Origin of the sequence: Klenkia soli (assembly GCF_900103975.1) — a bacterium.
Classification (GTDB): domain Bacteria; phylum Actinomycetota; class Actinomycetes; order Mycobacteriales; family Geodermatophilaceae; genus Klenkia; species Klenkia soli.
The window spans coordinates 212212-235134 of sequence record NZ_FNIR01000003.1 but is presented as its reverse complement, the minus strand read 5'-3'; the positions used below and the strand labels follow the sequence as shown (position 1 = coordinate 235134).

At 74.6% G+C, this 22923-nt stretch carries 23 protein-coding genes and 1 tRNA gene; 13 read left to right on the top strand and 11 right to left on the bottom strand.

Going from position 1 to position 22923, the window contains the following annotated elements:
• The first annotated feature begins 49 nt into the window (after window positions 1–49).
• The gene (locus tag BLS67_RS06010; RefSeq protein WP_091241439.1) at window positions 50–901 is read left to right on the top strand and encodes a PAC2 family protein; all 852 of its coding nucleotides are present in this window, start codon (window positions 50–52) and stop codon (window positions 899–901) included.
• Here BLS67_RS06010 and BLS67_RS06005 read toward each other — a convergent pair.
• The gene (locus BLS67_RS06005) at window positions 898–1920 is read right to left on the bottom strand and encodes an HD domain-containing protein (protein WP_091241436.1); all 1023 of its coding nucleotides are present in this window, start codon (window positions 1918–1920) and stop codon (window positions 898–900) included. The genes BLS67_RS06010 and BLS67_RS06005 overlap by 4 nt on opposite strands.
• Window positions 1921–1925: 5 nt before the next feature.
• The gene (mshC, locus tag BLS67_RS06000; RefSeq protein WP_091241433.1) at window positions 1926–3173 is read right to left on the bottom strand and encodes a cysteine--1-D-myo-inosityl 2-amino-2-deoxy-alpha-D-glucopyranoside ligase; all 1248 of its coding nucleotides are present in this window, start codon (window positions 3171–3173) and stop codon (window positions 1926–1928) included.
• Window positions 3174–3307: 134 nt separating this feature from the next.
• Here mshC and BLS67_RS05995 point away from each other — a divergent pair, with 134 nt between their 5' ends.
• Both BLS67_RS05995 and BLS67_RS05990 read left to right on the top strand, forming a co-directional pair.
• On the top strand, window positions 3308–4009 hold the full coding sequence (locus BLS67_RS05995) for a DUF899 family protein (protein WP_091241429.1): 702 nt from the start codon (window positions 3308–3310) through the stop codon (window positions 4007–4009).
• A complete protein-coding gene (locus BLS67_RS05990) occupies window positions 4006–4479 on the top strand; it encodes an SRPBCC family protein (RefSeq protein WP_091241427.1) in 474 nt (157 codons plus the stop codon). Before BLS67_RS05995 ends, BLS67_RS05990 begins: the two co-directional genes overlap by 4 nt.
• On the opposite strand, the gene BLS67_RS05985 is transcribed toward BLS67_RS05990, so the two are convergent.
• From BLS67_RS05985 to BLS67_RS05970, 4 genes are read right to left on the bottom strand one after another with little or no spacing between them, the layout of a single operon-like run.
• A complete protein-coding gene (locus tag BLS67_RS05985; RefSeq protein WP_242653852.1) occupies window positions 4476–5330 on the bottom strand; it encodes an SCO1664 family protein in 855 nt (284 codons plus the stop codon). The genes BLS67_RS05990 and BLS67_RS05985 overlap by 4 nt on opposite strands.
• Before the next feature lie 32 nt (window positions 5331–5362).
• A complete protein-coding gene (locus BLS67_RS05980) occupies window positions 5363–5914 on the bottom strand; it encodes a DUF3090 family protein (RefSeq protein ID WP_091241424.1) in 552 nt (183 codons plus the stop codon).
• A 10-nt stretch (window positions 5915–5924) separates the two neighbouring features.
• A complete protein-coding gene (locus BLS67_RS05975; RefSeq protein ID WP_091241422.1) occupies window positions 5925–6629 on the bottom strand; it encodes a histidine phosphatase family protein in 705 nt (234 codons plus the stop codon).
• A gap of 10 nt (window positions 6630–6639) precedes the next feature.
• A complete protein-coding gene (locus tag BLS67_RS05970; protein WP_091241419.1) occupies window positions 6640–7455 on the bottom strand; it encodes an undecaprenyl-diphosphate phosphatase in 816 nt (271 codons plus the stop codon).
• 52 nt (window positions 7456–7507) lie between these two features.
• Between BLS67_RS05970 and BLS67_RS05965 the strand changes: the two genes are divergently transcribed.
• From BLS67_RS05965 to BLS67_RS05955, 3 genes are all read left to right on the top strand, one after another.
• Window positions 7508–8485, top strand: coding sequence for an aldo/keto reductase (locus tag BLS67_RS05965; protein WP_091241416.1), 978 nt, complete (start codon window positions 7508–7510; stop codon window positions 8483–8485).
• A complete protein-coding gene (locus BLS67_RS05960) occupies window positions 8482–10401 on the top strand; it encodes an AAA family ATPase (RefSeq protein WP_091241414.1) in 1920 nt (639 codons plus the stop codon). Before BLS67_RS05965 ends, BLS67_RS05960 begins: the two co-directional genes overlap by 4 nt.
• A gap of 139 nt (window positions 10402–10540) precedes the next feature.
• The gene (locus tag BLS67_RS05955) at window positions 10541–12178 is read left to right on the top strand and encodes an ABC-F family ATP-binding cassette domain-containing protein (protein WP_091241411.1); all 1638 of its coding nucleotides are present in this window, start codon (window positions 10541–10543) and stop codon (window positions 12176–12178) included.
• Here BLS67_RS05955 and BLS67_RS05950 read toward each other — a convergent pair.
• Window positions 12102–12872 (bottom strand): DUF2470 domain-containing protein, encoded by a 771-nt coding sequence (locus tag BLS67_RS05950; RefSeq protein ID WP_091241408.1) that lies wholly within the window; start codon window positions 12870–12872, stop codon window positions 12102–12104. The genes BLS67_RS05955 and BLS67_RS05950 overlap by 77 nt on opposite strands.
• Window positions 12873–12929: 57 nt before the next feature.
• Between BLS67_RS05950 and rpsD the strand changes: the two genes are divergently transcribed.
• From rpsD to BLS67_RS05930, 4 genes are all read left to right on the top strand, one after another.
• Window positions 12930–13544 (top strand): 30S ribosomal protein S4, encoded by a 615-nt coding sequence (gene rpsD / locus BLS67_RS05945; protein ID WP_091241406.1) that lies wholly within the window; start codon window positions 12930–12932, stop codon window positions 13542–13544.
• 82 nt (window positions 13545–13626) lie between these two features.
• Window positions 13627–14745: a glycosyltransferase gene (locus BLS67_RS05940; RefSeq protein ID WP_091241403.1), complete on the top strand. Its 1119-nt coding sequence runs from the start codon at window positions 13627–13629 to the stop codon at window positions 14743–14745.
• Between the two features lie 115 nt (window positions 14746–14860).
• Window positions 14861–15871: an NHL repeat-containing protein gene (locus BLS67_RS05935; RefSeq protein ID WP_091241400.1), complete on the top strand. Its 1011-nt coding sequence runs from the start codon at window positions 14861–14863 to the stop codon at window positions 15869–15871.
• 43 nt (window positions 15872–15914) lie between these two features.
• Window positions 15915–16118, top strand: coding sequence for a DUF5703 family protein (locus BLS67_RS05930; RefSeq protein WP_091241397.1), 204 nt, complete (start codon window positions 15915–15917; stop codon window positions 16116–16118).
• 6 nt (window positions 16119–16124) lie between these two features.
• On the opposite strand, the gene BLS67_RS05925 is transcribed toward BLS67_RS05930, so the two are convergent.
• Together BLS67_RS05925 and BLS67_RS05920 are read right to left on the bottom strand one after the other, a co-directional pair.
• Window positions 16125–17078, bottom strand: a complete 954-nt coding sequence (locus BLS67_RS05925) for an NADPH:quinone oxidoreductase family protein (protein ID WP_091241394.1) — start codon at window positions 17076–17078, stop codon at window positions 16125–16127.
• A 23-nt stretch (window positions 17079–17101) separates the two neighbouring features.
• Complete coding sequence (locus BLS67_RS05920; protein WP_091241390.1) at window positions 17102–17899, bottom strand: SDR family oxidoreductase; 798 nt, start codon at window positions 17897–17899, stop codon at window positions 17102–17104.
• A gap of 86 nt (window positions 17900–17985) precedes the next feature.
• Between BLS67_RS05920 and BLS67_RS05915 the strand changes: the two genes are divergently transcribed.
• Entirely contained in the window at window positions 17986–19944 is a 1959-nt protein-coding gene (locus BLS67_RS05915; RefSeq protein WP_165617493.1) for a sensor domain-containing diguanylate cyclase, read from the top strand.
• Here the strand turns inward: BLS67_RS05915 and BLS67_RS05910 are convergent.
• Together BLS67_RS05910 and BLS67_RS05905 are read right to left on the bottom strand one after the other, a co-directional pair.
• Window positions 19920–20294, bottom strand: a complete 375-nt coding sequence (locus tag BLS67_RS05910; RefSeq protein WP_091241382.1) for a hypothetical protein — start codon at window positions 20292–20294, stop codon at window positions 19920–19922. The two genes, BLS67_RS05915 and BLS67_RS05910, sit on opposite strands and share 25 nt — an antisense overlap.
• Window positions 20294–21625, bottom strand: a complete 1332-nt coding sequence (locus tag BLS67_RS05905; RefSeq protein ID WP_091241380.1) for a M20/M25/M40 family metallo-hydrolase — start codon at window positions 21623–21625, stop codon at window positions 20294–20296. The genes BLS67_RS05910 and BLS67_RS05905 overlap by 1 nt, the downstream gene beginning before the upstream one ends.
• Before the next feature lie 123 nt (window positions 21626–21748).
• Here BLS67_RS05905 and BLS67_RS05900 point away from each other — a divergent pair.
• Window positions 21749–21833: transfer RNA gene (locus BLS67_RS05900), tRNA-Leu, on the top strand.
• 395 nt (window positions 21834–22228) lie between these two features.
• Window positions 22229–22870 (top strand): hypothetical protein, encoded by a 642-nt coding sequence (locus BLS67_RS05895; RefSeq protein WP_091241376.1) that lies wholly within the window; start codon window positions 22229–22231, stop codon window positions 22868–22870.
• Window positions 22871–22923 lie beyond the last annotated feature (53 nt).

Here is a 22923-nt window from a genome sequence, read left to right as displayed (position 1 = left end):
GGGCCGCGGTGCCGGGGGCACACCGCGCGGGCGACGTAGGCTCGGTCGGGTGATCGACCCGACTCCGTCCGACCTGCCCCGGCTCACCGACCCCGTCGTCGTGGTGGCCTTCGAGGGGTGGAACGACGCGGGGGACGCCGCGACCGGCGCGCTGGAGCACCTGGAGCTCATCTGGGACGCCGAGCCGCTGGCCGCCCTGGACCCCGAGGACTACTACGACTTCCAGGTCAACCGCCCGCAGGTCTCCCTCAAGGACGGCGTCAGCCGCCGGATCGAGTGGCCCACCACCCGCATCTCGGTGGCCCGCACGCCCGCGGGCGGCGACCGCGACGTCGTCCTGGTGCGCGGCATCGAGCCCAACATGCGGTGGCGCGGGTTCTGCGCCGAGCTGATCGCGATCCTGCAGGAGCTGCAGGTGTCCACGGTGGTGGCCCTGGGGGCCCTGCTGGCCGACACCCCGCACACCCGGCCCACCCCGGTCTCGGGCTCGGCCTACGACACCGAGTCGGCCCAGAAGTGGGGCCTGGAGACCTCGACCTACGAGGGGCCGACCGGCATCCTCGGGGTGTTCCAGGACGCCTGCGTCCAGGCCGGGCTGCCCGCGGTGAGCTTCTGGGCCGCCGTCCCGCACTACGTGTCCCAGCCGCCGTCCCCGCGGGCCACCGTCGCGCTGCTGCACCGGGTCGAGGAGGTCCTCGAGCTCACCGTGCCGATGGGCGCCCTGCCCGAGCAGGCCGAGCAGTGGGTCAAGCAGGTCGACGAGATGGCCGCCGACGACGACGAGGTCGTCGAGTACGTCCGCTCCCTCGAGGAGCGGGCCACGGAGAGCGACCTCAGCCAGGCTGACGGCGACCAGATCGCCCGCGAGTTCGAGCGCTACCTCAAGCGCCGCGAGCGCTAGAGGAGGGGCGTCATCCGCAGGCTCGCGTCGGCGTCGAAGAGGCGGTCGTGGGTGGTGAGGGCGTAGCGGTCGGTCATGCCGGTGACGTGGTCGACGACCTGGGTCATCGTGCCGGCGGCCGGGTCGCGGTAGCTGGCCGGGATCTGCTCGGGGTGCTCCAGGTAGTGCTCGACCAGCCGGCGGATCACCCCGACCGCTACGTGCTTCTGCCCGGCGGCGACCTCGGAGCCGTAGACCCGCTCGAACATGAACGCCCGCAGCTCGTGCATGGCCTCCAGCGCGTCGGGCTCCATGACCACGCGCCCGCCGTCGGCCAGGCTGCCGGCCACCACGGCGTCGATCATCGCACCCACCATCTGGCTGCCGGGCTCGCCGAAGACCGCCCGGGCCCGGGCGGGTAGGTCGCCGGGCCGCAGCACGCCGGCCCGGACGGCGTCCAGGGCGTCGTGCGACAGGTAGCCGATGCGGTCGGCGTACCGCACGCACTCGGCTTCGCGGGTGGTCGGCGGCGGGTCGATCTTCCAGCTGTGCGCGCGGATGCCGTCGCGGACCTCCCAGGTGAGGTTGAGGTCCTCGAGCACCTCGACGATGCGCACGCCCTGGGCGGCGTGGTGCCAGCCGCCGGGGACGTAGGGCTCCAGGGCGTCCTCGCCGATGTGGCCGAAGGGTGAGTGCCCGACGTCGTGGCCCAGGGCGATCGCCTCGGCGAGGGTCTCGTTCAGCCCCAGCGCGGCGGCGAGCGACCGGGCGACCTGGGTGACCTGCAGGGTGTGGGTGAGCCGGGTGACGAAGTGGTCGCCGTCCGGGTGCAGGAAGACCTGCGTCTTGTGCTTGAGCCGGCGGAACGCCTTGGCGTGCAGGATCCGGTCGCGGTCGCGCTCGTAGGCCGTGCGCAGCGGGTCCTCGGGCTCGGGCCGCACCCGGCCGCGGGACGCCGTGGACCGCGCGGCCCCCGGGGCGAGCGACTGCTCGGCCTGCTCGCGGGCGGCCCGGTCGGTGAGCCGGAAGGAGGTGCTCACCGCGCCTACAGCGCCACGCCGAGCAGTGCGTCGACGGCGTCGCGGACGACGTCGGGGGCGCCCTCGTCCTGCTCGGCGGTGTCGCCGCCGCCCAGGGTGGCCAGGGCCCAGGCGTCGACCGCGGCGATCGCGCCGGGTGAGTCGAGGTCGTCGGCCAACCGCTTGCGGACGGCGATGAGCACCTCGGCCGCGCACGCACCGGACTGCCGGGTGACCGCCTCGCGCCAGGTGGCCAGCCGACGCTCGGCGGCGGTGAGCAGGTCGGGGGTCCAGGCGCGGTCGGTGCGGTAGTGCCCGCTCAGCAGGGCCAGCCGGATCGCCATGGGATCGACGCCGTCGCCGCGCAGCCGGGAGACGAACACCAGGTTGCCCCGGCTCTTGCTCATCTTCTCGCCGTCGAGGCCGATCATCGCCGCGTGCACGTAGGCCTGGGCGAAGGGCTTGGTGCCGGTGAGCGCCTCGGCGTGGACGGCGGAGAACTCGTGGTGCGGGAAGACCAGGTCGCTGCCGCCGGCCTGGACGTCGAAGCCCATGCCGATCGTGCCCAGCGCGATCGAGGCACACTCGACGTGCCACCCCGGGCGCCCGGCGACGCCCTGCGGGCCGGCCCAGGAGGGCTCGCCCTCGCGGGCACCGCGCCACAGCAGCGGGTCGAGCGCGTTGCGCTTGCCCGGCCGGTCGGGGTCGCCACCGCGCTCGACGGACAGCCGCAGCATGGTCGGCTCGTCGTAGCCGCTCTCGCCGCCGAAGCCCGGCGCCTGCGCGATGTCGTGGTAGACGTCGCCGGTGCCGTCGTCGAGCGTGTAGGCCAGGCCCGCGGCCTGCAGCTCCTCGACGTGGGCGACGATCTGCGGGATGGCCTCGACGGCCCCGACGTAGTCCTCGGGCGGCAGCACGCGCAGCGCGGTCATGTCCTCGCGGAACAGCGCGGTCTCGCGCATGCCGAGCACGATCCAGTCCTCGCCGTCGCGATTCGCCCGCTCGAACAGCGGGTCGTCGACGTCGGTGACGTTCTGCACGTAGTGCACGGCGTGGCCGAGGTCGCGCCACAGCCGGTTGACCAGGTCGAAGGCCAGGTAGGTGGCGGCGTGGCCGAGGTGCGTGGCGTCGTAGGGCGTGATGCCGCAGACGTACATGCGCGCGGTGGGGCCCGGGCTGGTCGCCACGACCTCGGCGCGTGCGGTGTCGTGCAACCGCAGGGCGGGGCCGTTCCCGGGGAGGGAGGGCAGGAGGGGGGCGGGCCAGCTCAGCACGTCGGAAGCCTACGGGCGGTGTCCGACAGGTGGCCGGGCCGGTGAGCACCCGGTGCGGACCGGTGCCCTTGACCGCGCACGCCGAGCGGGTCCAGCGTGGGAGCCGCGCACCCATCCCTCGACGAGGAGGCACCGTGTCCAGCACCCCCACCGCGTGGCCCGAGGTGGTCGACGCAGCGCAGTGGCAGGCGCAGCTCGACCAGCTGCGGGCCCGCGAGAAGGCGGCCACCCGCGAGCTCGACGCCATCGCGGCGCAGCGGCGCCGCCTGCCGATGGTCGCGCTGCCCGAGTACACCCTGGTCGGGGCCGACGGACCGGTCCGGCTGGTCGACGTGTTCGAGGGCGCCGCGCAGCTGATCACCTACCACCACATGTGGCACCCGGGCGCCCAGTGGCAGTGCGGCGGCTGCACCAGCTTCACCTCGCAGTTCCGGGGCACCGGATTCCTGCACGGCTACGACGCCCGCTTCGTCGTCGTCACCCCGGGCCCGATCGACCAGGCGCTCGCCTACCGGGAGAAGGTGGGCAACCGGCTGACCTGGTACTCCACGGCCGACAGCCCGTTCGGGGCCGACCTGGGCGCCCCGGCCGGCGGCGGGTTCGGAGTCAACGTGCTCCTCCGGCGCGGGGACCAGGTCTTCCGCACGTGGACGACGTCCGGCCGCGGCGTCGAGCAGCTCAGCCACACCTTCCCCCTCGTCGACCTCCTCCCGTGGGGACGCCAGGAGCCCTGGCAGGACCACCCCGAGGGCTGGCCGGTCGGCGAGACCTACGCGGGCTGGCTGGACTCCCCCGACGTCGCCCGGCTGTACGGCGCACCGGCGGCCCAGGCATGAGCGCCGAGGAGCGGTTCGTGGTCAGCCGGATCGTCCCCGCCACGCCACAGGCGGTGTTCGCCGTGCTCGCCGACCCGACCCGGCACCGGGAGACCGAGCCCGGCAACTGGGTGCGGGACGCCCTCGACCCGGCCCCGATCACCGCGGTGGGTCAGGTGTTCGGCATGCACATGGCGTTCCCGAGCAGCGGGAAGCCCTACGTGATGCACAACCGGGTCGTCGCGTTCGAACCCGACCGGGTGATTGCCTGGGAGCCGGGCCAGGTGGACGACGCCGGCGAGCTGGGCACCGGCGGGTGGACGTGGCGGTACGAGCTGGCGCCGGAGGGCGACGGGACCGCGGTGACGCTCACCTACGACTGGAGCGCCACGCCGCAGGCCGTCCGCGACGAGATCGGCGGGCTGCCCGCGTTCCCGCGCACGTTCCTGGACCAGTCGCTCGAGGCGCTGGAGCAGGCCGCCACCGGCTAGAAGGGCGGCCAGGGCAGGGCGGGCCAGTCACCGCTGGGCTCGGGGTGCCGGCCGCTGCGCAGCAGGTCGGCGACCCGCTGCTGGGTGCGGCGGACCTCGGTGCGCGTGAGGTGCTCGTGCAGCTGCTCGCCGAGGTCGCCGCGCAGCTGGTCCTGCAGCCGCTCCAGCACCTCCAGCGCCTCGTCGGTGAGCGGCTGCCCCGCCCAGCGCCACAGCAGGGTGCGCAGCTTGGGGTCGGCGGAGAAGCAGATGCCGTGGTCAACGCCGTACACGTGGCCACCGGCCACCGGGATCATGTGGCCGCCCTTGCGGTCGGCGTTGTTGACCACCGCGTCGAAGACGGCCATCCGGCGCAGCTCGGGGACGTCGCGGCGCACGAACGTGGTCATCTCGACCGTGGGGTCGATGTGCTGCCACAGCTGCACCATGCCGCTGCCGAACGGCCCGTCGCGCAGCACCGTCGGCGGCACGACCCGCCAGCCCGTGGCCTCGGAGACCAGGTAGGCGCTGATCTCGCGGCCGGCCAGGGTGCCGTCGGGGAAGTCCCACAGCGGGCGCTCGCCGCGCACCGGCTTGTAGACGCACTCCCCCGCCAGATCGTCGGTGCGGATGGCCCCGATCAGCGTGACGTTCGAGGCGTCGAGCAGCCGGCCCTCGAGGTCCAGCTCGCCGTCCAGCAGCAGGGTGCGGGCCTCGGCGTCGTCCCGCGGGGAGCGGCGGTCGCCGTGGTCGAAGGCCAGGCCCTCCACCTCGCGGGTCTCGCCGTCCCCGGACTCGTCGTCCTCGTACTCCTCGTCGTCGGCCCCGTCGTCCACCAGGTCGTCGAGGTCACCGTCGAGGAAGGCGTCCACGAGCTCGTCGCCCGTGCGGCCCTCGGGCTCGGTCAGCGCCGGTACCCGTTCTGCCGCGGGCAGACGTGCCCGGCCGGGTCCAGCGGCATGGAGCACAGCGGGCAGGCCGGGCGGCCGGCGGAGACGACCCGGCGGGCCCGGGCGACGAAGCCGCGGGCGGCTGCGGGGGTGATGACCACCCGGAGGGCGTCGGGGCCCTCGTCGGCGTCGGAGAGGATTGCGTCCTCGTCGATCGGCTCCTCACCGGCGGCCACGGCCTCGACGACGACGGCCTGCTGCTCGCCGTCCCAGGCCAGCCCCATGGCCGCGACCCGGAACTCCTCGTCGACCGGGGCGGTCAGCGGGTCCAGGTCGTCGACGTCGGCGTCCGGGGGGACGACGGTGGTGGCGCGGGTGGCGATCTCGTCCAGCAGCTCGCTCATGCGCTCGGCGAGCACCTCGACCTGCGACTTCTCGAGGGCGACGCTGACCACGCGGCCGGCCTGGTCGGCGGCCTGCAGGTAGAAGGTGCGGTCACCGGGCTGGCCGACGGTGCCGGCGACGAAGCGGACGGGGCGTTCGAAGAGGAAGACCTGGCGTGGCACGGCGACGAGGTTACGCGCCGGCGGGGCCGGCGCCCCCGCCCACGACGGCGTCGGAGGAGGCCTTGCGGGAGCGGCGGGCCTTCTTCTTCGGCGGGATCAGCCCGCTGACGTCACCGCCGGAGTCGTTGACCCGCAGCACGAACGGCCGCGTCTCGGTGTAGCTGACCACCGAGATCGAGGCGGGGTCGGCGACGATGCGCTGGAAGGAGTCCAGGTGCATGCCGTAGGCGTCGGCCAGGATGGCCTTGATCACGTCGCCGTGGGTGCAGGCGAGCCAGACGGCGTCGGGGCCCAGCCGGGCGTTCCACTCGCGCACGGCGGCGACGGCGCGGGCCTGGGTCTGCGCGAGCCCCTCGCCCTCGGGGCCGGGGAACACCGCGGCGGAGGGGTGCTGCTGCACGACCTTCCACAGCGGTTCCTTCAGGAGGTCCTTGATCGGCTTGCCGGTCCAGTCGCCGTAGCGGCACTCCCCCAGCCGGTCGTCGGTCTGCAGCTCGAGCTCGCGCCCGGCCAGCACGGCGCCGGCGGTCTGCTGGCAGCGCTCCAGCGGGCTGGAGACGACGGCGGCGAGCGGAACCGGCGCGAGGCGTGCGCCGACGGCGGCCACCTGCTCCTGCCCCTTCTCGTCCAGCTGCACCCCGGGGGTCCAGCCGGCGAGCAGGCCGGACGCGTTCGCGGTGGTCCGGCCGTGGCGCAGGAGGATGACGGTGGTCATGCCCCCGAGGTTAGGGCGTCAGCACGCCGGCGCCGACCAGCGCGAGCAGGAGCAGGCCCAGCACGATCCGGTAGACGACGAACGGGGTGAAGGTGCCGCGCTCCAGGTAGCGCAGCAGCCAGGCGATCACGGCGAACCCGACGCCGAACGCGATGACGGTCGCGACGATCGTCGGGCCCCACTCGATGCCGCTGCCCAGCGACTCGTAGGCCTGGAAGAACCCCGACCCCAGGACGGCGGGGATGGCCAGCAGGAACGAGTAGCGCGCCGCGGCCGCCCGGGAGTAGCCCAGGAACAGGCCCATGGTGATCGTGCCGCCGGACCGCGAGACGCCGGGGATCAGCGCGGCGGCCTGCGCCAGCCCGTACAGGACGCCGTGCCCGACGGTGAGGTCGGCCAGCTGCCGCTGCTTGGTGCCGATCCGGTCGGCGAAGTACAGGACCAGGGAGAACACGACCAGCGCGATGGCGATGATCCGCAGGTCGCGGAACGTCGTCTCGATCTGGTCCTGGAACAGCAGCCCCAGGACGACGATCGGGATCGAGCCGATGATGATCAGCCAGCCCATGCGGGCGTCGGGTTCGCTGCGCAGCTCCTTGCGGGCCAGCGACAGCACCCAGGTGCGGATGATGTTCCAGATGTCGTGCCGGAAGTAGAGGAGCACCGCGATCTCGGTGCCGATCTGAGTGATCGCGGTGAACGCGGCCCCCGGGTCGTCCCAGCCGAAGACGGCGCCGACCACCCGCAGGTGCGCGCTGGAGGAGATGGGCAGGAACTCCGTGAGTCCCTGCACCAACCCGAGGACGACTGCTTCTACCCAACCCACGGGGCGGCAGCCTACGGTCCGGCCCTGGCAGCTCCCGGTAGGTTGACCCCTCGTGGAACAGCGGGCGTTGGGGCGCAGCGGCCTGGTGGTCTCCCGGCTCGCGCTGGGCACGATGACCTGGGGCAAGGACACCGACGAGGACGAGGCTGCGATGCAGCTCACCGCCTTCGTCGACGCCGGCGGCACGCTGGTGGACACCGCCGACGTCTACGTCGACGGCGAGTCCGAGCGCACCCTGGGCCGGCTGCTCTCGGACGTCGTCCCCCGGGAGGACGTGTTGGTGGCGACCAAGGCCGTGGGCCGCACGCGCAGCGGCGCGATGGGCCGGGGCGCCTCCCGCGGGCACCTGCTGGCGGCCCTCGACGCCTCGCTCGAGCGCCTGGGCCTGGACCACGTCGACCTGTGGCAGCTGCACTCCTGGGACGAGCACACCCCGCTCGACGAGACCCTCGCCGCGCTGGACACCGCGGTCAGCAGCGGCCGCACCCGGTACGTCGGGGTGAGCAACTTCACCGGCTGGCAGACCGCGCAGGCCGCCACCCACCAGCGCGCCTGGCCCGGTCGGGCGCCGATCGTCAGCAGCCAGATGGAGTACTCGCTGCTGCAGCGCGGCATCGAGCGCGAGGTCGTGCCGGCCGCCGAGGCGCTGGGCATCGGCCTGCTCCCGTGGTCGCCGCTGGGCCGCGGGCTGCTCACCGGCAAGTACCGGCACACCACCCCCAGCGACAGCCGCGGGGCCTCGGCGCAGTGGTCGGGCTTCGTCGACGGCCTGCGCTCCAAGGACGCCGACCGCGTGGTGGAGGCCGTCTGCACCGCCGCCCAGGGCCTGCACACGGTGCCGCTGGCCGTGGCGCTGGCCTGGCTGCGCGACCGGCCCGGCGTCGTCGCCCCCGTGGTCGGCGCGCGCACCGCCGCGCAGCTGCAGGTCAGCCTGGACGCCGAGGAGGTCAGCCTGCCCGCGGCGATCCGGTTCGCCCTGGACGAGGTGTCCTCGCCGCACACGAGCTACCCCGACCGCCGTCCCGGATGACCTCCCCGGACCCCGTCTTCGCCGCCTTCACCGCCGCCGGGCTCTGGCCCGGGCTGGGCAAGCGCGCGGCCGCCGAGCTGCCCGGCGCCGGCATCCAGCGCCCCGACGACGTCACCGCCGACAACCTGGTGAAGCTGCCCCGGGTGGGCCGGCAGCGCGCCGAGCGGCTGTTCTCCTCCTTCCTCTCGGCGGCCCCGGCCTACGAGGTCGTCGAGCTGCTGGTCGGCGCCGGCATCGCCGCCAAGCTGGCCGCCGGCGTGGGCGAGGTGCTGGGGCCCGACGCCGGCCGCCGGCTGCGCGACGACCCGTGGCGGTTGCTGCTGCTCAACCAGGTCTCCCTCGCCGACGCCGACCGGCTCGCCATCGCCGTCCTCAAGGGGGCCGACCGGCAGGACAGCCGGCGCGGCCGGGCACTGGTCGCGCTGACCCTGCGCACCGCCACCCGCGACGGCCACACCGTGCTGCCGATCGACCAGGTGCTCGCGGCGCTGCGCGCCGAGGGCATCGACGACGTCGCCGCCGCCGTGGTCGCGGCGATCGAGAGCGGCGACGTGCTCGAGCACGAACCGCCCTTCGACGACGAGTCCGACGACGAACCCGACCCGTCGCTGCGCACGCTCAGCCTGGCCCGCTACGGCATGGCCGAGGACGCCGTCGCCGAGGGCATCGCCCGGCTGGCCGCCACCGCCGAGCCGGTCGCGAGCCCCGGCTCGGTGAGGTCCGTGGCGAAGGGGCTGGACCCCGCCCAGAAGGACGCCGTGACCCAGGTGCTCGCCGCCGGGGTCTCGCTGCTGACCGGCGGCCCGGGCACCGGCAAGAGCCGCACGGTGGCCAGCGTCGTGAAGCTGCTGCAGACCCACGACGTCGAGGTGGCCCTCGCCGCCCCCACCGGGCGCGCGGCCAAGCGGCTGGAGGAGCTCACCGACCACCCGGCCACCACCGTGCACCGGCTGCTGGGCGCGCAGGGCATGACCGGCGGGTTCGCCCGCAACGAGGAGTGGCCGCTGGACGCCGACGTCGTGGTCGTCGACGAGGCCTCGATGCTCGACGTCGAGCTGACCGCGGCGCTGCTCGAGGCGTGCGGCGACGGCACCCACCTGCTGCTGGTCGGCGACCCGGCGCAGCTGCCCTCCATCGGCCCCGGCCACGTGCTGGGCGACCTGATCGACTCCGGGGTCGTGCCGGTCACCGAGCTGACCATCCTGCACAGGCAGGCCGCGGGCGGTGCCATCGCCAAGCTGGCCACCGGGGTGCGCGGCGGGGAGCTGGTGCAGGTGGAGTCGCCCGACCGCGAGGTGGTGATCGTGCCGGCGCAGGGCAGCGCCGAGGCCGCCCGCCGCGTGGTGCAGCTGGTCACCGACTCCATCCCCCGGGCGTTGTCGCTGGACCCCGCCACGGTGCAGGTGGTCACCCCGGTGCACCGCGGGCCGGCCGGCACGATCGAGCTGAACAAGGCGCTGAAGGCGCAGCTCAACCCCGGTGACGGCACGGTGTGGGGCTTCGACGTCGGCGACCGGGTCGTGGCCACCGCCAACCACCTCGACCTCGAGCCGGTCGGGTTCGCCAACGGCGAGGTCGGCGTGGTCACCGGCACCGGCGACGGCACGCTGTCGGTGGACTTCAGCTCGGGGCCGTGCACCGTGCCGACCTCCGCGCTGGGCGACCTCAAGCACGGCTGGGCGATCACCGTGCACCGCGCGCAGGGGTCGGAGTGGCCCGGGGTGGTCGTCGTCCTGCCCCCCGAGGCCGGCGGGATGCTGTCCCGACCGCTGGTCTACACCGCGCTGACCCGCGCGCAGCGGCACCTGTCGATCGTGCACGCCAGCGGCGCCGCTCTGGCGCGGGCGGTGCGCGAGGTCGACGTGAAGCCCCGGCGCACCCGCCTGGCCCAGCTCCTCCGCGACCACCTCGCCTGACGCCTCGGCCGCGCACCCGCCCATCCGGAGGGGGCAGTGGAAAACCGGGTGCGGCGCGCGCCTGGGTGCGGCAGCATCGACCACGTGCTGTGACACCTCGCCCCCGCCCACTCCCCCGGCGTCCCCGCGAGGTCCTCCCGTGCCCATCACCCTCTCCGCGCTCTCCTTCTCCTGGCCCGACGGCACCCCGGTGCTCGACGGGGTCACCGCGACGATCGGCCCCGGCCGCACCGGGCTGGTCGCCCCCAACGGCGCCGGCAAGTCCACGCTGCTGCGGCTGGTCGCCGGCGAGCTGACCCCCGACGCCGGCTCGGCCACCGTGGACGGCGTCCTCGGGTACCTGCCGCAGGACCTCCCGTTCATCGCCGACGCCACCGTCGCCGAGGTGCTCGGCGTCGCGCCCGTGCTCGCCGCCATCGCCGCGGTGGAGGCCGGCGACGTGGAGCTGCTCGACACCGTCGGCGACGACTGGGACGTCGAGGAGCGCGCCACCGCCGTCCTCGGACGCCTGGGGCTGGACGACGTCGCCCTGACCCGCCGGCTCGACACGCTCTCGGGCGGGCAGGTGGTGACCGTCGGGCTGGCCGGGCAGCTGCTCCGCCGGCCCGACGTCCTGCTGCTCGACGAGCCGACCAACAACCTGGACGGCGCGGCCCGGGCCCGGTTGTACGACGTGGTCGACGGCTTCCCGGGCACGCTGGTGGTGGCCAGCCACGACCGCGAGCTGCTGGAGCGGGTGGACCGCATCGCCGAGCTCGACGGCGGTGGGTTGCGCACGACCTCGGGCCCCTTCAGCGCCTGGGAGGCCGCGGTGGCCGCGGAGCAGGAGGCCGTGGCCCGGGAGGTGCAGACCGCCGAGCAGGCGCTGCGGCGGGAGAAGAAGGAGAAGCAGGAGGCCCGGGAGCGGGCCGAGCGGCGGGCGGGCAGTGCGGCGCGGCGGGCCCCGGACGCCGGGATCCCCACGATCCTGCTGGGGGCGCGGAAGCGGCGGGCGCAGGAGTCGGCCGGCCGCGCCGACGGCACGCACGGCGACCGGGTGGACCGCGCCCGCGAGCGGCTGGACCGCGCCGAGCAGGGGGTGCGGGCCGACCAGCGGATCGTGCTGGACCTGCCCGGTACCGAGGTGCCGGCGGGCCGGACGGTGGTCGAGGCGGTCGGCGTGCGGGTGCGCGAGCTGTTCGGCGTCGGGATCGACCTCGAGCTGCGCGGCCCCGAGCGGGTGGCGCTCACCGGGCCCAACGGCAGCGGCAAGTCCACGCTGCTGCGGGTGCTGGCCGGGGACCTCGAGCCCGACGCCGGCACGGTGCGCCGCACCGCGGGCCGGGTGGCCTACCTGTCGCAGCGGCTGGACCTGCTCGACCCGGCGACGACGGTCGCCGACGCCCTGGCCGCGGCGGCGCCCGAGCGGCCGGAGGCGGAGCGGCGGACGCTGCTGGCCCGGTTCCTGTTCCGCGGCGACCGCGCCGCGCTGCCGGTGGGCGCGCTGTCGGGCGGGGAGCGGTTGCGGGCCACGCTGGCCGCCACCCTGTTCGCCGAGCCGGCGCCGCAGCTGCTGCTGCTCGACGAGCCGACCAACAACCTGGACCTGGTGGGTGTCGCCCAGCTGACGTCGGCCCTCGAGGGCTACCGGGGGGCGCTGGTGGCCGTCAGCCACGACCACCGGTTCCTCGCCGCCCTGGCGCCGGACCGGTGGGTGGAGCTCAGCCCTGGCGGCAGCAGCGCCGGGCCGCGCACAGGAGGCGGTGCACCGCCGGACCCAGCTCGGCCTCCGAGCTGACCGGCGCGTCGAAGGGCACCCGGACGTCGCGGTGCCCGCGCTCGGACTCGATCCGCAGCCGGAACCCGCTGCGGTCCAGGCCGAGCGGCCGGACGACGTCGGCGTCGGCCAACCAGGCGCCGGGGATGCGTGAGCGGAGCAGGGCCAGCTCGCCGGGGTGGTCGGCGTCCAGGTGCTGCAAGGCAGCGGTCTCGACCCCGACCAGCGGGTCGGGCTCGGCGGCGGCGTAGTCCTCGGGGGTCAGCTCGACGGTGCTGCCGCCCTCGCCGAGCACGACCTCGGCGAGGTCCAGGCGGAGCAGGGTGGCGGTCGCGCCGACGTCGAGCAGCGCGCCGGCGGGCTGGACGTCGGCGAAGGCCAGGGCCACCTCGCGCTGGTCCTCCGCCCGCACCGGGGTGAGCCAGCCCGACAGCCACAGCTGGGCCCGGACCTGGTCGCGCAGCGGGACCGGGGCGTGGTCGGTGACCATCAGCAGCGCGGGCAGGTCGCCCTCGGGCGCGGTGCGGACGGCGGCGGCGAGCTCGCCGTCCTCGGCGACGACGAGGAACACCTGACCGGCCCGGGTGGTGGCGTGGGCGAGCACCCGCGACCCGGACACACCCGCGGCGCACACGGCGGCCGAGGGGCGGCAGGCCACGCTGCGGGCGCGCTCGGCGGCGGTGGGTCGGACGGCGGGCGGGGTGGTCGACGTCATCGTGGGTCCTCGTCTTCGGTGTGAGTAAGGTGAGGCTAACTTAAACGAGGAGGCCCCGTGAACACCCCCCGACCGAAGGTGCGTCTGTCCCGCGCCCTGGGCATGCCGCTGACGCCGAAGTGCGTGAAGTACTTCGAGCGCCGTCCGTACCCGCCGGGCGAGCACGGCCGCAAGCGGAAGGGCACCAGCGACTACAAGACCCGGTTGCTGGAGAAGCAGCGGCTGCGCGCGCAGTACGACGTCAGCGAGACCCAGCTGCGGCTGGCCTTCGACCGGGCCCGCAAGCAGGGCCGCAACACCGGTGCCAAGACCGGCGAGGCGCTGCTGCTGGACCTGGAGTCGCGGCTGGACGCCACCGTGCTGCGCGCCGGATTCGCCCGCACCATCTACCAGGCCCGGCAGAACATCACCCACCACCACGTCACGGTCAACGGCCGGCGGGTGGACCGGCCCAGCTACCGGGTCGAGCCCGGGGACGTCGTCGCGATCGCCGAGCGCAGCCGGCCCAAGCAGCCCTTCCAGGTCGCGGCCTCCGGTGCCCACGCCGAGGCGCCGAAGTACCTCGACGTCCGGCTGGCCGAGCTGACCTGCTTCGTCGTCCGCCGGCCGCAGCGCGCGGAGATCCCGGTGCAGTGCGAGGAGCAGCTGGTCGTGGAGCACTACTCCCGCTGACCAGGCTGACCCTCACGAGAGGGTCAGCCAACCGCCATCCCGCCGTCATGCACCGGCCAGGTGGGCGGGCGACCGTGCACGGGTGCGCATCGTGCTCGTCGCCAACCTGCACCACCCCACCTCCGGCGGACTGCGGACAGCGGTCGACCGGCTCGCGCTGGGCTACGAGCACCGGGGCCACGCGGTCGCGGTCGTCGTCCCCGGGTCCCGGACCGACGGCGACCCGGCCGACGTGGCCCCGGGCACCGTCACCCGGCTGACGCTCGCCGCGCCCCGGGTCCCGGGGACCGGCGGCTACCGGGTGATGGACCCGTGGCGGGTGCGGCGGCTGCTCGAGCAGCTCTCCCCCGAGCGGATCGAGGTGTCGGACCGGACGACGCTGCGCGGGCTGGGCCGGTGGGCAGCCGAGCGCGGCGTGCCCACCCTGGTGCTGGCCCACGAGCGGCTGGACCGGCTCCTCACCCAGTGGCTGCTGCCGCCGGCCGCCGCCCGCCGGGTGGCCGACGCGGCCAACCGGCGCACGGCCGCGGGCCACGACCTGGTGGTCTGCAGCACCGACTTCGCCGCCGAGGAGTTCGCCCGGCTGGGCCACCCGGTCGCCCAGGTGCCGCCGGGGGTCGACCTGCGCACCTTCGCCCCCGACCGGTTCGACACCCGGCTGCGGACCGAGCTGCTGGACCGCTCCGACGTCCTGCTGGTGCACTGCGGCCGGCTCTCGACCGAGAAGCACCCGCAGCGTTCGCTGGACACCCTCGTCGAGCTGCGGCGGCGCGGGGTGCGCGCGACGCTGGTCGTCGTCGGTGACGGACCGCTGGCCCCGAGGCTGCGGACCGCCACGGCGGGGCAGCCGGTGCGCTGGCTGGGCCACGTCGCCGACCGCGGCGAACTCGCCACCCTGCTGGCCAGTGCCGACGTCGCCCTCGCGCCCGGCCCGCACGAGACGTTCGGGCTGGCCGGGCTCGAGGCGCTGGCCTGCGGCACCCCGGTCGTGGCCTCGACGAGCTCGGCGCTGCGGGAACTGGTCACCGGTGGGCAGCACGGGGCCGCGGCCGCCGACGACGCGGGATCGTTCGCCGACGCCGTCGAGCAGGTGCTCGCCGTCCCGGTCGAGGTCCGCCGGCGGGCCGCCCGCGCCCGGGCGGCCGACTTCCCCTGGTCGACCGCGGTGGACCGGATGCTCGACCTGCTGCCCGCCGCGTGACCAGGGGTGGCCCGACATCCCTGACGGTGGCCGCACCGGGCACCGGCCGCCCACCGTGCAGGATGTCCGGCCACCCCGTTCTGCGCGGCCTGCGTCGATCCCGCACGGTGGAGCGATGCGCCGCACCGCCGCCGTCCTGCTGCCCTGCTCCCTCGCCGTCGCCCTCGTCCTGGCAGGGTGCTCCTCGGGTGACGCCGCCCCGGCCGCCGCGGAGCCGGCGAAGGCCGCCGAGCCGGCCGACTCCCCCGAGCTCACCACCGACCCGGCCGGGACGGTGGTCGACCTGGACCCCGATGCCGAGGGGATGGTCTTCGACCCGGTCACCGGCCTGCTCGCCGTCGCCGTGCGGGACCCGAACCGCCTGGTGCTGACCGACGTCGACGGCGTCACGCAGGCGGAGATCATGCTGCCCGGGCACGCGCGCCACCTGCAGCTGGCCGCACCCGGCGGACCCGTGCTGGTGCCGGCGGAGGACTCGAACACGCTGGTCCAGGTCGCGCTCCCCGGGGGCGAGGTGACCGAGACGGCGGTCGGCGACTACCCGCACGACGCCGCCCAGGTGGCCAGCGGGCAGATCCTGGTCGGCGACGAGAAGGGCGGCACGCTGTCGGTGGTCACCGACGGCGAGGTCACCCGGACCTTCGACAGCCAGACCCAGCCCGGCGGGGTGGCCACCGTGGGGGACGTCGCCGGGGTGGTGGACGTCGGGGCGTTCACGATCACCACCTACGACGTCGCGGCCGGCGAGCTGCAGACCGTGCTGGACGCCGGCGACGGACCCACCCACGTGGTCGCCGACGGCCGGGGCCGGTTCCTGGTCGCCGACACCCGGGGCGACGCGCTGCTGGTCTACGGCTCGGACCCGCTCGAGCTGCAGTCGACCTACGAGCTCGACGGCAACCCGTACGGCCTGGCCTACGACAGCACCGACCAGGTGGTCTGGGTGACGCTCACCGCCACCAACGAGGTCGTCGGGCTCTCCACCGCCGGCGACGAACTCACCGAGGTTGCCCGGTTCCCGACCGTGCGCCAGCCCAACACCGTCGCCGTCGACCCGACCACCGGGCGGGTGTTCGTGGGCAGCCGGGAGACCGGGCAGCTGCAGCTGGTCGACGCCCGCACCTGACCGCGAGGTGACCGGTGGGCGAACGGCTGGCACCATCGGTCGGGTGTCGATCACCGGTGAGTGGGAGTACGCCCCGCTGCGGATCCCGTCCGGCACGGGCCGGTCCGCGGCGGCGCAGATGATGAGCCTGCAGTCCGACGTCGGCGGCTGGGAGCTCGACCGGCTCCAGCTGTTCGCCGACGGCACCCGCCGCGTGATGATGCGCCGCCGGGCGCGCCTCAGCTACCTACCACGCCCGGCGGTGTGACGGCCCTTACGGGGTGAGGATGACCTTGCCGACGGTGCCGCGGTCGCCGAGGGCGGCCAGGGCGGTCTTCGCCTGGTCCAGCGGCAGGGTCTGGCCGATGACCGGGTCGATCTTGCCCTCGGCGAACAGCGCGCACAGGGCGTCGTGCACGTCGGCGATGCGGCCGGGGTCCTTGGACCGGTACAGCCCCCAGTGCAGGCCCAGCACCGAGTAGTTCTTCACCAGCAGGTGGTTGGCCTTCGCGGCCGGGATCCGCCCCGAGGTGAACCCGACGACGACGATCCGGCCCTCGAACGCGATGCACTTGGTCGAGCCGTCGAACACGTCGCCGCCGACCGGGTCGTAGACGACGTCCGCGCCGTGGCCGCCGGTGATCTCCTTGACCCGGGCGACGAAGTCCTCGGCGGTGTAGTCGATCACGTGGTCGGCACCGAGCTCGGCGCAGATCGCGGTCTTGCGGGCCCCGCCGGCGGTGGCGATGACCGTCGCCCCCGCGGCCTTGCCCAGCTGGATGGCCGCCGTCCCCACGCCGCCCGCGCCGGCGTGCACGAGCAGCCACTCCCCGGCCTGCAGGGCGGCGCGACGGTGCAGGCCGACGTAGCCGGTCTGGTAGGTGATGTAGAGCGCCGCGGCCTGCTCGTCGCTCATGCCGTCGGGCACGGGCCAGGCGAACGCCTCGTCCATCAGGGCGTACTCGGCCAGCGCACCGGGCCCCCCGGACGGCGAGCCGAGCACCCGGCGCCCGTCGGGCAGCTGCCCGCACAGCTCCAGGCCGGGGGTGAACGGCAGCGGGGGCTTCTCCTGGTAGGTGCCCTGCGCCATGAGGATGTCGGGGAAGTTCAACGCCGCGGCGAGCACCTTGACCTTCACCTGGCCGGGGCCGGGTTCGGGCTCGGGGACCTCGTCGAGGGTGAGCACGTCTGCGGGGTCGCCGAGGGAGTGGACACGCCATGCACGCATGACCCCGACCTTGCCAGACGCGGTCACAGCGGGCCCATCAGCTGGGTGGGGATGCGGGCGGACTCCCCCGCGGCGGTCTTCGCGGCGGGCACGCCCTTGAACCGGTAGGGCACCGCGCCCACCCCCGGCTGGACGACGTAGGCCGCGCCCGGGTCGGCCGACGTCCAGGCCTGGTGCATCGCGGCGGCGACCTCGTCGGCGGTGAGCACGGGGAAGTCGGCGGCGGCGAAGTGCTCGCGCAGCGGGTCGATGATCGCGGTGTCGGCGAAGCCGGGGCAGATCGCCGAGATCGTGGTGCCCTCGGCGTGCAGCACCGGGGCGATCGAGCGGACGAAGGCGACCGCGCCGGCCTTCGCCACGGAGTAGGCCTGGTCGGTCGGCATCGGCGACAACCCGGCCAGCGACGCGGTGACCACGACCGATCCGCCACCGGCCCGGCGCAGGGCCGGCCGGGCGGCGTCCGTGCCGTAGACCACGCCGTGCAGGTCGATGCCGACCACCCGCAGGTACTCCTCGACGTCCAGGGCGTCGGTGGTGCCCGACCCGGCGATGCCGGCGTTGAGGAAGGCGGCGTCCAGCCGGCCGTGCTCGGCCTCGACGGCCGCGACCACGGCCTGGTTGGCGGCGTGGTCGGTCACGTCGAGGACGGCGAACCCCACCCCCAGCTCCTCGGCCACCGACCTGTTGCGGGGCGAGTCCAGGTCGGCCAGGACCACCCGGACGTCGGCGTCGCGCAGCCGGGCGGCCAGCGCCCGGCCGAAGCCACCGCTCCCGCCGGTGATCAGTGCGACGGAGCCGGGCCGGGGAGTCTGCGCGCTCATGCCCGGCATCGAAGCACGACGTGGCGACGGTCACCCGTAGGGGTGGGCGGACTGCATGCGGAGGCGGCGGGGGCCGATGGGTAGTCGTGACCACTGCACGCATCCCGGGAACCGCGGTCGGCCCAGCAGACCTGGCGCGCACCACGGCCTTCGCGCTGCTCTTCGCCGTCGCCGCGGTGATCGGCCGGCTCACCGTCGTCGACGGGACCGGCGTGAACCTCGTCTGGCCGGCCGCCGGCGTCGGCGCCCTGTGGCTGCTGCTGCAGCACGGCCGCCGCACCTTCGCGCTGGACTGCGCCCTGCTGGCCGCCGTCGTGCTGCTCACCGACCTGCTCACCGGTGCCGAGCCGCTCGTCGCCGCATCGCTCGCCGCCGTGAACCTGGGCCAGGCGGGGCTGTTCGTCCTGCTCTACCGACGGCTGTCGGCCTCCGCGGCGAGGACCTGCCCGCTGCTGCTGGACATGCGTGACCTGACCGGCCTGCTGCTGGCCACCGGCTTGGCCACCACCGCCGGCGCGGTGGCCGGCACCCTCGCGCTGGCCCTGGGCGACGCCAGCTGGTCCGCGCTGGGCCTCGTCGTGTGGCAGACCCGGAACGGTGCCGCCGTCCTCGTGGTCGTAGCACTCGGACTCCGGGCACGGCAGCTCCTGGTCGGCCGACGCGGGGCGCCGGTCGAGGGGATGCTGCCCTTCGACGTGCCACGCGGGTGGCGGGCGTGCGAGCTGGGCCTCGCGGTCGTGGCGTCGGTGCTCGGCAACGTGGCGGTCTTCCACTGGATGCCGGACTACCCGATCGCCTTCCCGCTCTTCGCGCTCACCGCGTGGGTCGCGCTGCGCTTCGACACCGGGCTGACCGCGTTGCGCACCACCTCGGTCAGCGTGGTGGCGGTCGTCTACACGCTGCAGGGCGAGGGGCCCTTCGCCGCCGTGGACGACGTCCTGGTCCGGGCCGGCATCGTGCAGGCCTACGTCGCCCTCGGCGCGGCACTGGGCTTGGCGCTGGCGCTGAACCGCGACGAGCGACTGGTGCTGGTGGACCGGCTCCGCGATGCCGCCGAGTACTCGCAGGAACGGCACCGCCAGGTCGAGGTGCTGGCCCGCGCGTCGCGCATGGTGCTCATGGCCGAGGACCCCCGGGCGGCGGTCTGCGCCGCGGTGCGCGAGGCCGTCGGCGCCGACGGGGCCTATCTGATCGAGCCCGACGGCGAGGGGCACCTGGTGTCCACCGCCGTGGACGGGCTGGATCTGCCGCCGCTGGCCTTCAGCACCGACCCGGCCTCGTCGATGACCGCCCGGATCTTCCGTGACGGAGAGCCCTGCTTCGCCAGCGACGTCGCCGTCGAACCCGGGGTCAGCTCGGCCGTCGTCGAGCACCTCGACATCGCGTCGGCAGCGTGGCAGCCCGCGATCCTGGGCGAGGACAGGGTCGTGGCCCTCATCGGCATCATGTGGCGCCAGCCGGTCGACGTCTTCTGCGCCACCACCCGCGGCGTCCTGGCCGTGCTCGGCAACGAGGCGGCCCGCGCCATCGAGCGCGGCAACCACCTCGACGAGCTCGCCCGGGCCGCCGCCCGCGACCAGCTCACCGGCCTGGCCAACCGCCGGCGGTGGGACGAGATGTCCGGGGTCGAGGTGTCCCGGGCCCAGCGCAACCGGCTGCCGCTGACCCTGCTGCTGCTCGACCTCGACCACTTCAAGGCCTACAACGACACGTTCGGCCACGCCGCGGGCGACGTCCTGCTCCGCGAGTTCGCCGAGGCCGCCACCGGCTGCCTGCGGGACGGCGACCTGATCGCGCGCTGGGGCGGCGAGGAGTTCGTCGTCGCCCTGCCCGACTGCTCCGACGAGGAGGCCCGGACGGTGGCCGAGCGGATCATCGCGGCCGTCCCGTTCGGGCAGACCGCGACGGTCGGCATCGCGCAGTGGTGCCGCGGTGAGTCCGCGGCGGACACCCTCGCCCGCGCCGACGCCGCGCTGTACGCGGGCAAGGACGCCGGCCGGGCCCGCGCGGTGCTGGCGCCTCAGCCGGGCGTCGTCGTCGGCTGACCGCCCCCGGCCCGGACGGCGGCCACGAACGCCGCCGTCGTCGGTTCGTCGTCGACCACGGTGAACCGCAGGGTGTTGCCGTCGACCCAGGCCGACAGCTCGCGCCGGGTACCGGTCAGCCGCCGGACGGTCCGGACGTCGACCCCGGTGACCTTCGTCAGCGGGACGCTGGCCAGGGTGGGCTGGCCGAACAGCTGGGCGTGCGCCAGCCACAGCCGCCTGCCGCCCACCCCCAGCGCCTGCGCCGACCCGCGAGTGGGCACCCGGCCCTGGGTGACCCGCAGGACCGTGACCGGGACGAACCCGTCGGTGGTCAGCTGGCCGACGAGGAAGGCGGCGAGCGGGTCCACTAGCTGGCCTTCAGGAACCGATCGAGCACGCGGATGCCGAACTGCAGGCTCTCGACCGGCACGCGCTCGTCGATGCCGTGGAACAGGCCGGCGAAGTCCAGGTCGGCCGGCAGCCGCAGCGGGGAGAACCCGAAGCAGCGCATGCCCAGGGTCTCGAAGCTCTTGGCGTCGGTGCCGCCGCTCATCGTGAACGGCACCGGGCGGGCGCCGTCGTCCTCCGCCTTCAGGGCGGCGACCATCTGCTCGATCAGCGGACCGTCGAACGTGGTCTCCACGGCCTGGTCGTGGTGGATGTAGTCGCGGGTGACGCCCTCGCCCAGCAGCTCGTCGATCTGGGCCTCGAACGCCTCCTCCTGGCCGTACAGGAATCGGCCGTCGATGGTGGCGCTGGCGGTGCCGGGGATGACGTTGGCCTTGTAGCCGGCGTCCACCATCGTGGGGTTGACCGTGTTGCGGAGCGCGGCGCCGATCATGCGGCTGATCGAGCCCAGGCGGGACAGCGCCTCGTCGGGTGAGTCGGGGTCGATCTCGATGCCGTAGGCGTCGGAGACCTCCTCGATGAACTGCTTCATCGGCGGGGTCAGCACGGTGGGCAGCCGGGTCGAGCCGATGCGGGCCACGGCGGCCGACAGCCGGGTGACGGCGTTGTCGTCGTGCACGAACGAGCCGTGCCCGGGACGCCCGGCGGCGGTGAGCCGCATCCAGGCCAGCCCCTTCTCGGCGGTCTGGATCAGGTAGAGCCGCAGGTCGTCGCGGACGGTGAGGCTGAACCCGCCCACCTCGCTGATCGCCTCGGAGACGTTCTCGAACAGGTCGGCGTGGTGGTCGACCAGGTAGTGCGCGCCGTACTTGCCGCCGGCCTCCTCGTCGGCGACGAACGCCAGCACGATGTCCCGCGGGGGGACGACGCCGGTGCGGGCCCAGTCGCGCACGAGCGCGAGGGTCATGCAGTCCATGTCCTTCATGTCGACCGCGCCGCGGCCCCAGACGTAGCCGTCGCGCTGCTCGCCCGAGAACGGGTCGACGGTCCACTCGCTCGCGTCGGCGGGGACGACGTCGAGGTGCCCGTGGACCAGCAGACCCGGCCGCTCGCGGTCGGCGCCGGGGATGCGGGCGACGAGGCTGGCGCGGCCCTTCTCGGACTCGTGGATGACCGAGTCGATGCCGACCTCGTCGAGCTTGCCGGCCACCCACTCGGCGGCCTGCCGCTCGCCCTTGCTCGTGGTGGTGTCGCCGGTGTTGGTCGAGTCGATGCGGATCAGCTCGCTCAGCAGGTCGGCGACCTCGGCCTGGGCGCGGGCGAGCGGTTCGGGTGCAGTCGTCTCGGCCATGCGCCCGATCCTCCCACCGGGCAAGCATCCCGGCCGACTCGCGCAGCTCCTGGGGGGTGCCTGGACGGCGATCGGGGTCCCGTATGCTTCCCCGTGGCCGCGCCGCAGTGCGCTGGTCCACCTGTCCGGGTGGCGGAATGGCAGACGCGCTAGCTTGAGGTGCTAGTGCCCTTTATCGGGCGTGGGGGTTCAAGTCCCCCCTCGGACACTCCTCAGTGGGAACTGACCCACCCTTTCCAGCCAGATGGGCCCACGCCCCGATCTGATGACCGTGTTCCGGGCTCCGCCCGGAACACGGTGCCGGAGCCCTCGTTGCACGGCATTCATCCCGGCGTACTCGATCCCTCCCCAGCGGGTCGGGGCCCCCAATCGGCTTCCCCGCCTCCGCGTCGCGACGCCGCAGCGACGGCGTCGGCCGATCAGGCGGCGCTGCAGAAACTTCTCGCGGCGAATGCACAACGTCGGAGCCCCGGCACGGGTCCGTCCATGCCCAACGCAGCTCCGCCCCTGACCTCCCCGGCCCGCCGACGCACTGCCCCTGTCGCCCCGCGCAGCGCTGCGGTCTCGTCCCGGGCGACCGGCTCGGCCGCTGCACCTGCTGGCTTGCCGGCGTCCTGGGCCGGGCTGGGTGCGCTGCTGGGCGGTGCCTCCGAGCGGCTGCCCGGCGACGCGCTGACCATCACCACCGCCGCCACCACCGCGACTGAGACCGGACGTCCCGGTGTGGATTTCTCCGGCATGTGGGCGCTCCCGGCGGCGCAGGCACCGTTGCGTAGCCAGGTGCTCATCCGGGCCCTGGACAGCAAGGGTCGCCTGCAGCTGCCGGTGGAGCCCGACCAGGCGGGCCGGCTGCCGGTCGAGCGTGACGGCGCCGTGGTGACCGTCTTCCTGCCCGGGTCGACTGGTTCCCCGCGGCACGGGTTCTCCGCCGCTCCGCAGCCGATGGATGCCCGCGGCCGGCTCACCCTGACCGCCGCGCTGCGGCGGGAGGTCGGCATCGGCGACGGTGCCGACGTCCTCGCCCAGCTGGATCTGGAGGCCCGCACGGTGACGGTCGTGGCCGCCGGGCACATGGACTCCCCAATCAAGGCAGCCATCGCCGGTCTGCGCCGCACGACTCATGCCGCGACCGGTGCCACCGATCTGACCGACGCCGCACCGCGCAGCGAGGCATCCACCGACGAAACGACCGCCGCGACCGCGAGCGCGAGGACGCCCTCGCCGCGACTGCACATCGTCGGCTGACCCGCACGGTCCCCCGAGCCGGCCACCGCCGGCCCCACCTCTCGTACTGGAGT

Coding starts and splice junctions, on each gene's coding strand:
- BLS67_RS05990 (WP_091241427.1), top strand. CDS start 4,006: ATGAGCGCCGAGGAGCGGTTCGTGGTCAGCCGGATCGTCCCCGCCACG.
- BLS67_RS05975 (WP_091241422.1), bottom strand. CDS start 6,629: ATGACCACCGTCATCCTCCTGCGCCACGGCCGGACCACCGCGAACGCG.
- BLS67_RS05960 (WP_091241414.1), top strand. CDS start 8,482: ATGACCTCCCCGGACCCCGTCTTCGCCGCCTTCACCGCCGCCGGGCTC.
- BLS67_RS05950 (WP_091241408.1), bottom strand. CDS start 12,872: ATGACGTCGACCACCCCGCCCGCCGTCCGACCCACCGCCGCCGAGCGC.
- BLS67_RS05935 (WP_091241400.1), top strand. CDS start 14,861: ATGCGCCGCACCGCCGCCGTCCTGCTGCCCTGCTCCCTCGCCGTCGCC.
- BLS67_RS05925 (WP_091241394.1), bottom strand. CDS start 17,078: ATGCGTGCATGGCGTGTCCACTCCCTCGGCGACCCCGCAGACGTGCTC.
- BLS67_RS05920 (WP_091241390.1), bottom strand. CDS start 17,899: ATGAGCGCGCAGACTCCCCGGCCCGGCTCCGTCGCACTGATCACCGGC.
- BLS67_RS05905 (WP_091241380.1), bottom strand. CDS start 21,625: ATGGCCGAGACGACTGCACCCGAACCGCTCGCCCGCGCCCAGGCCGAG.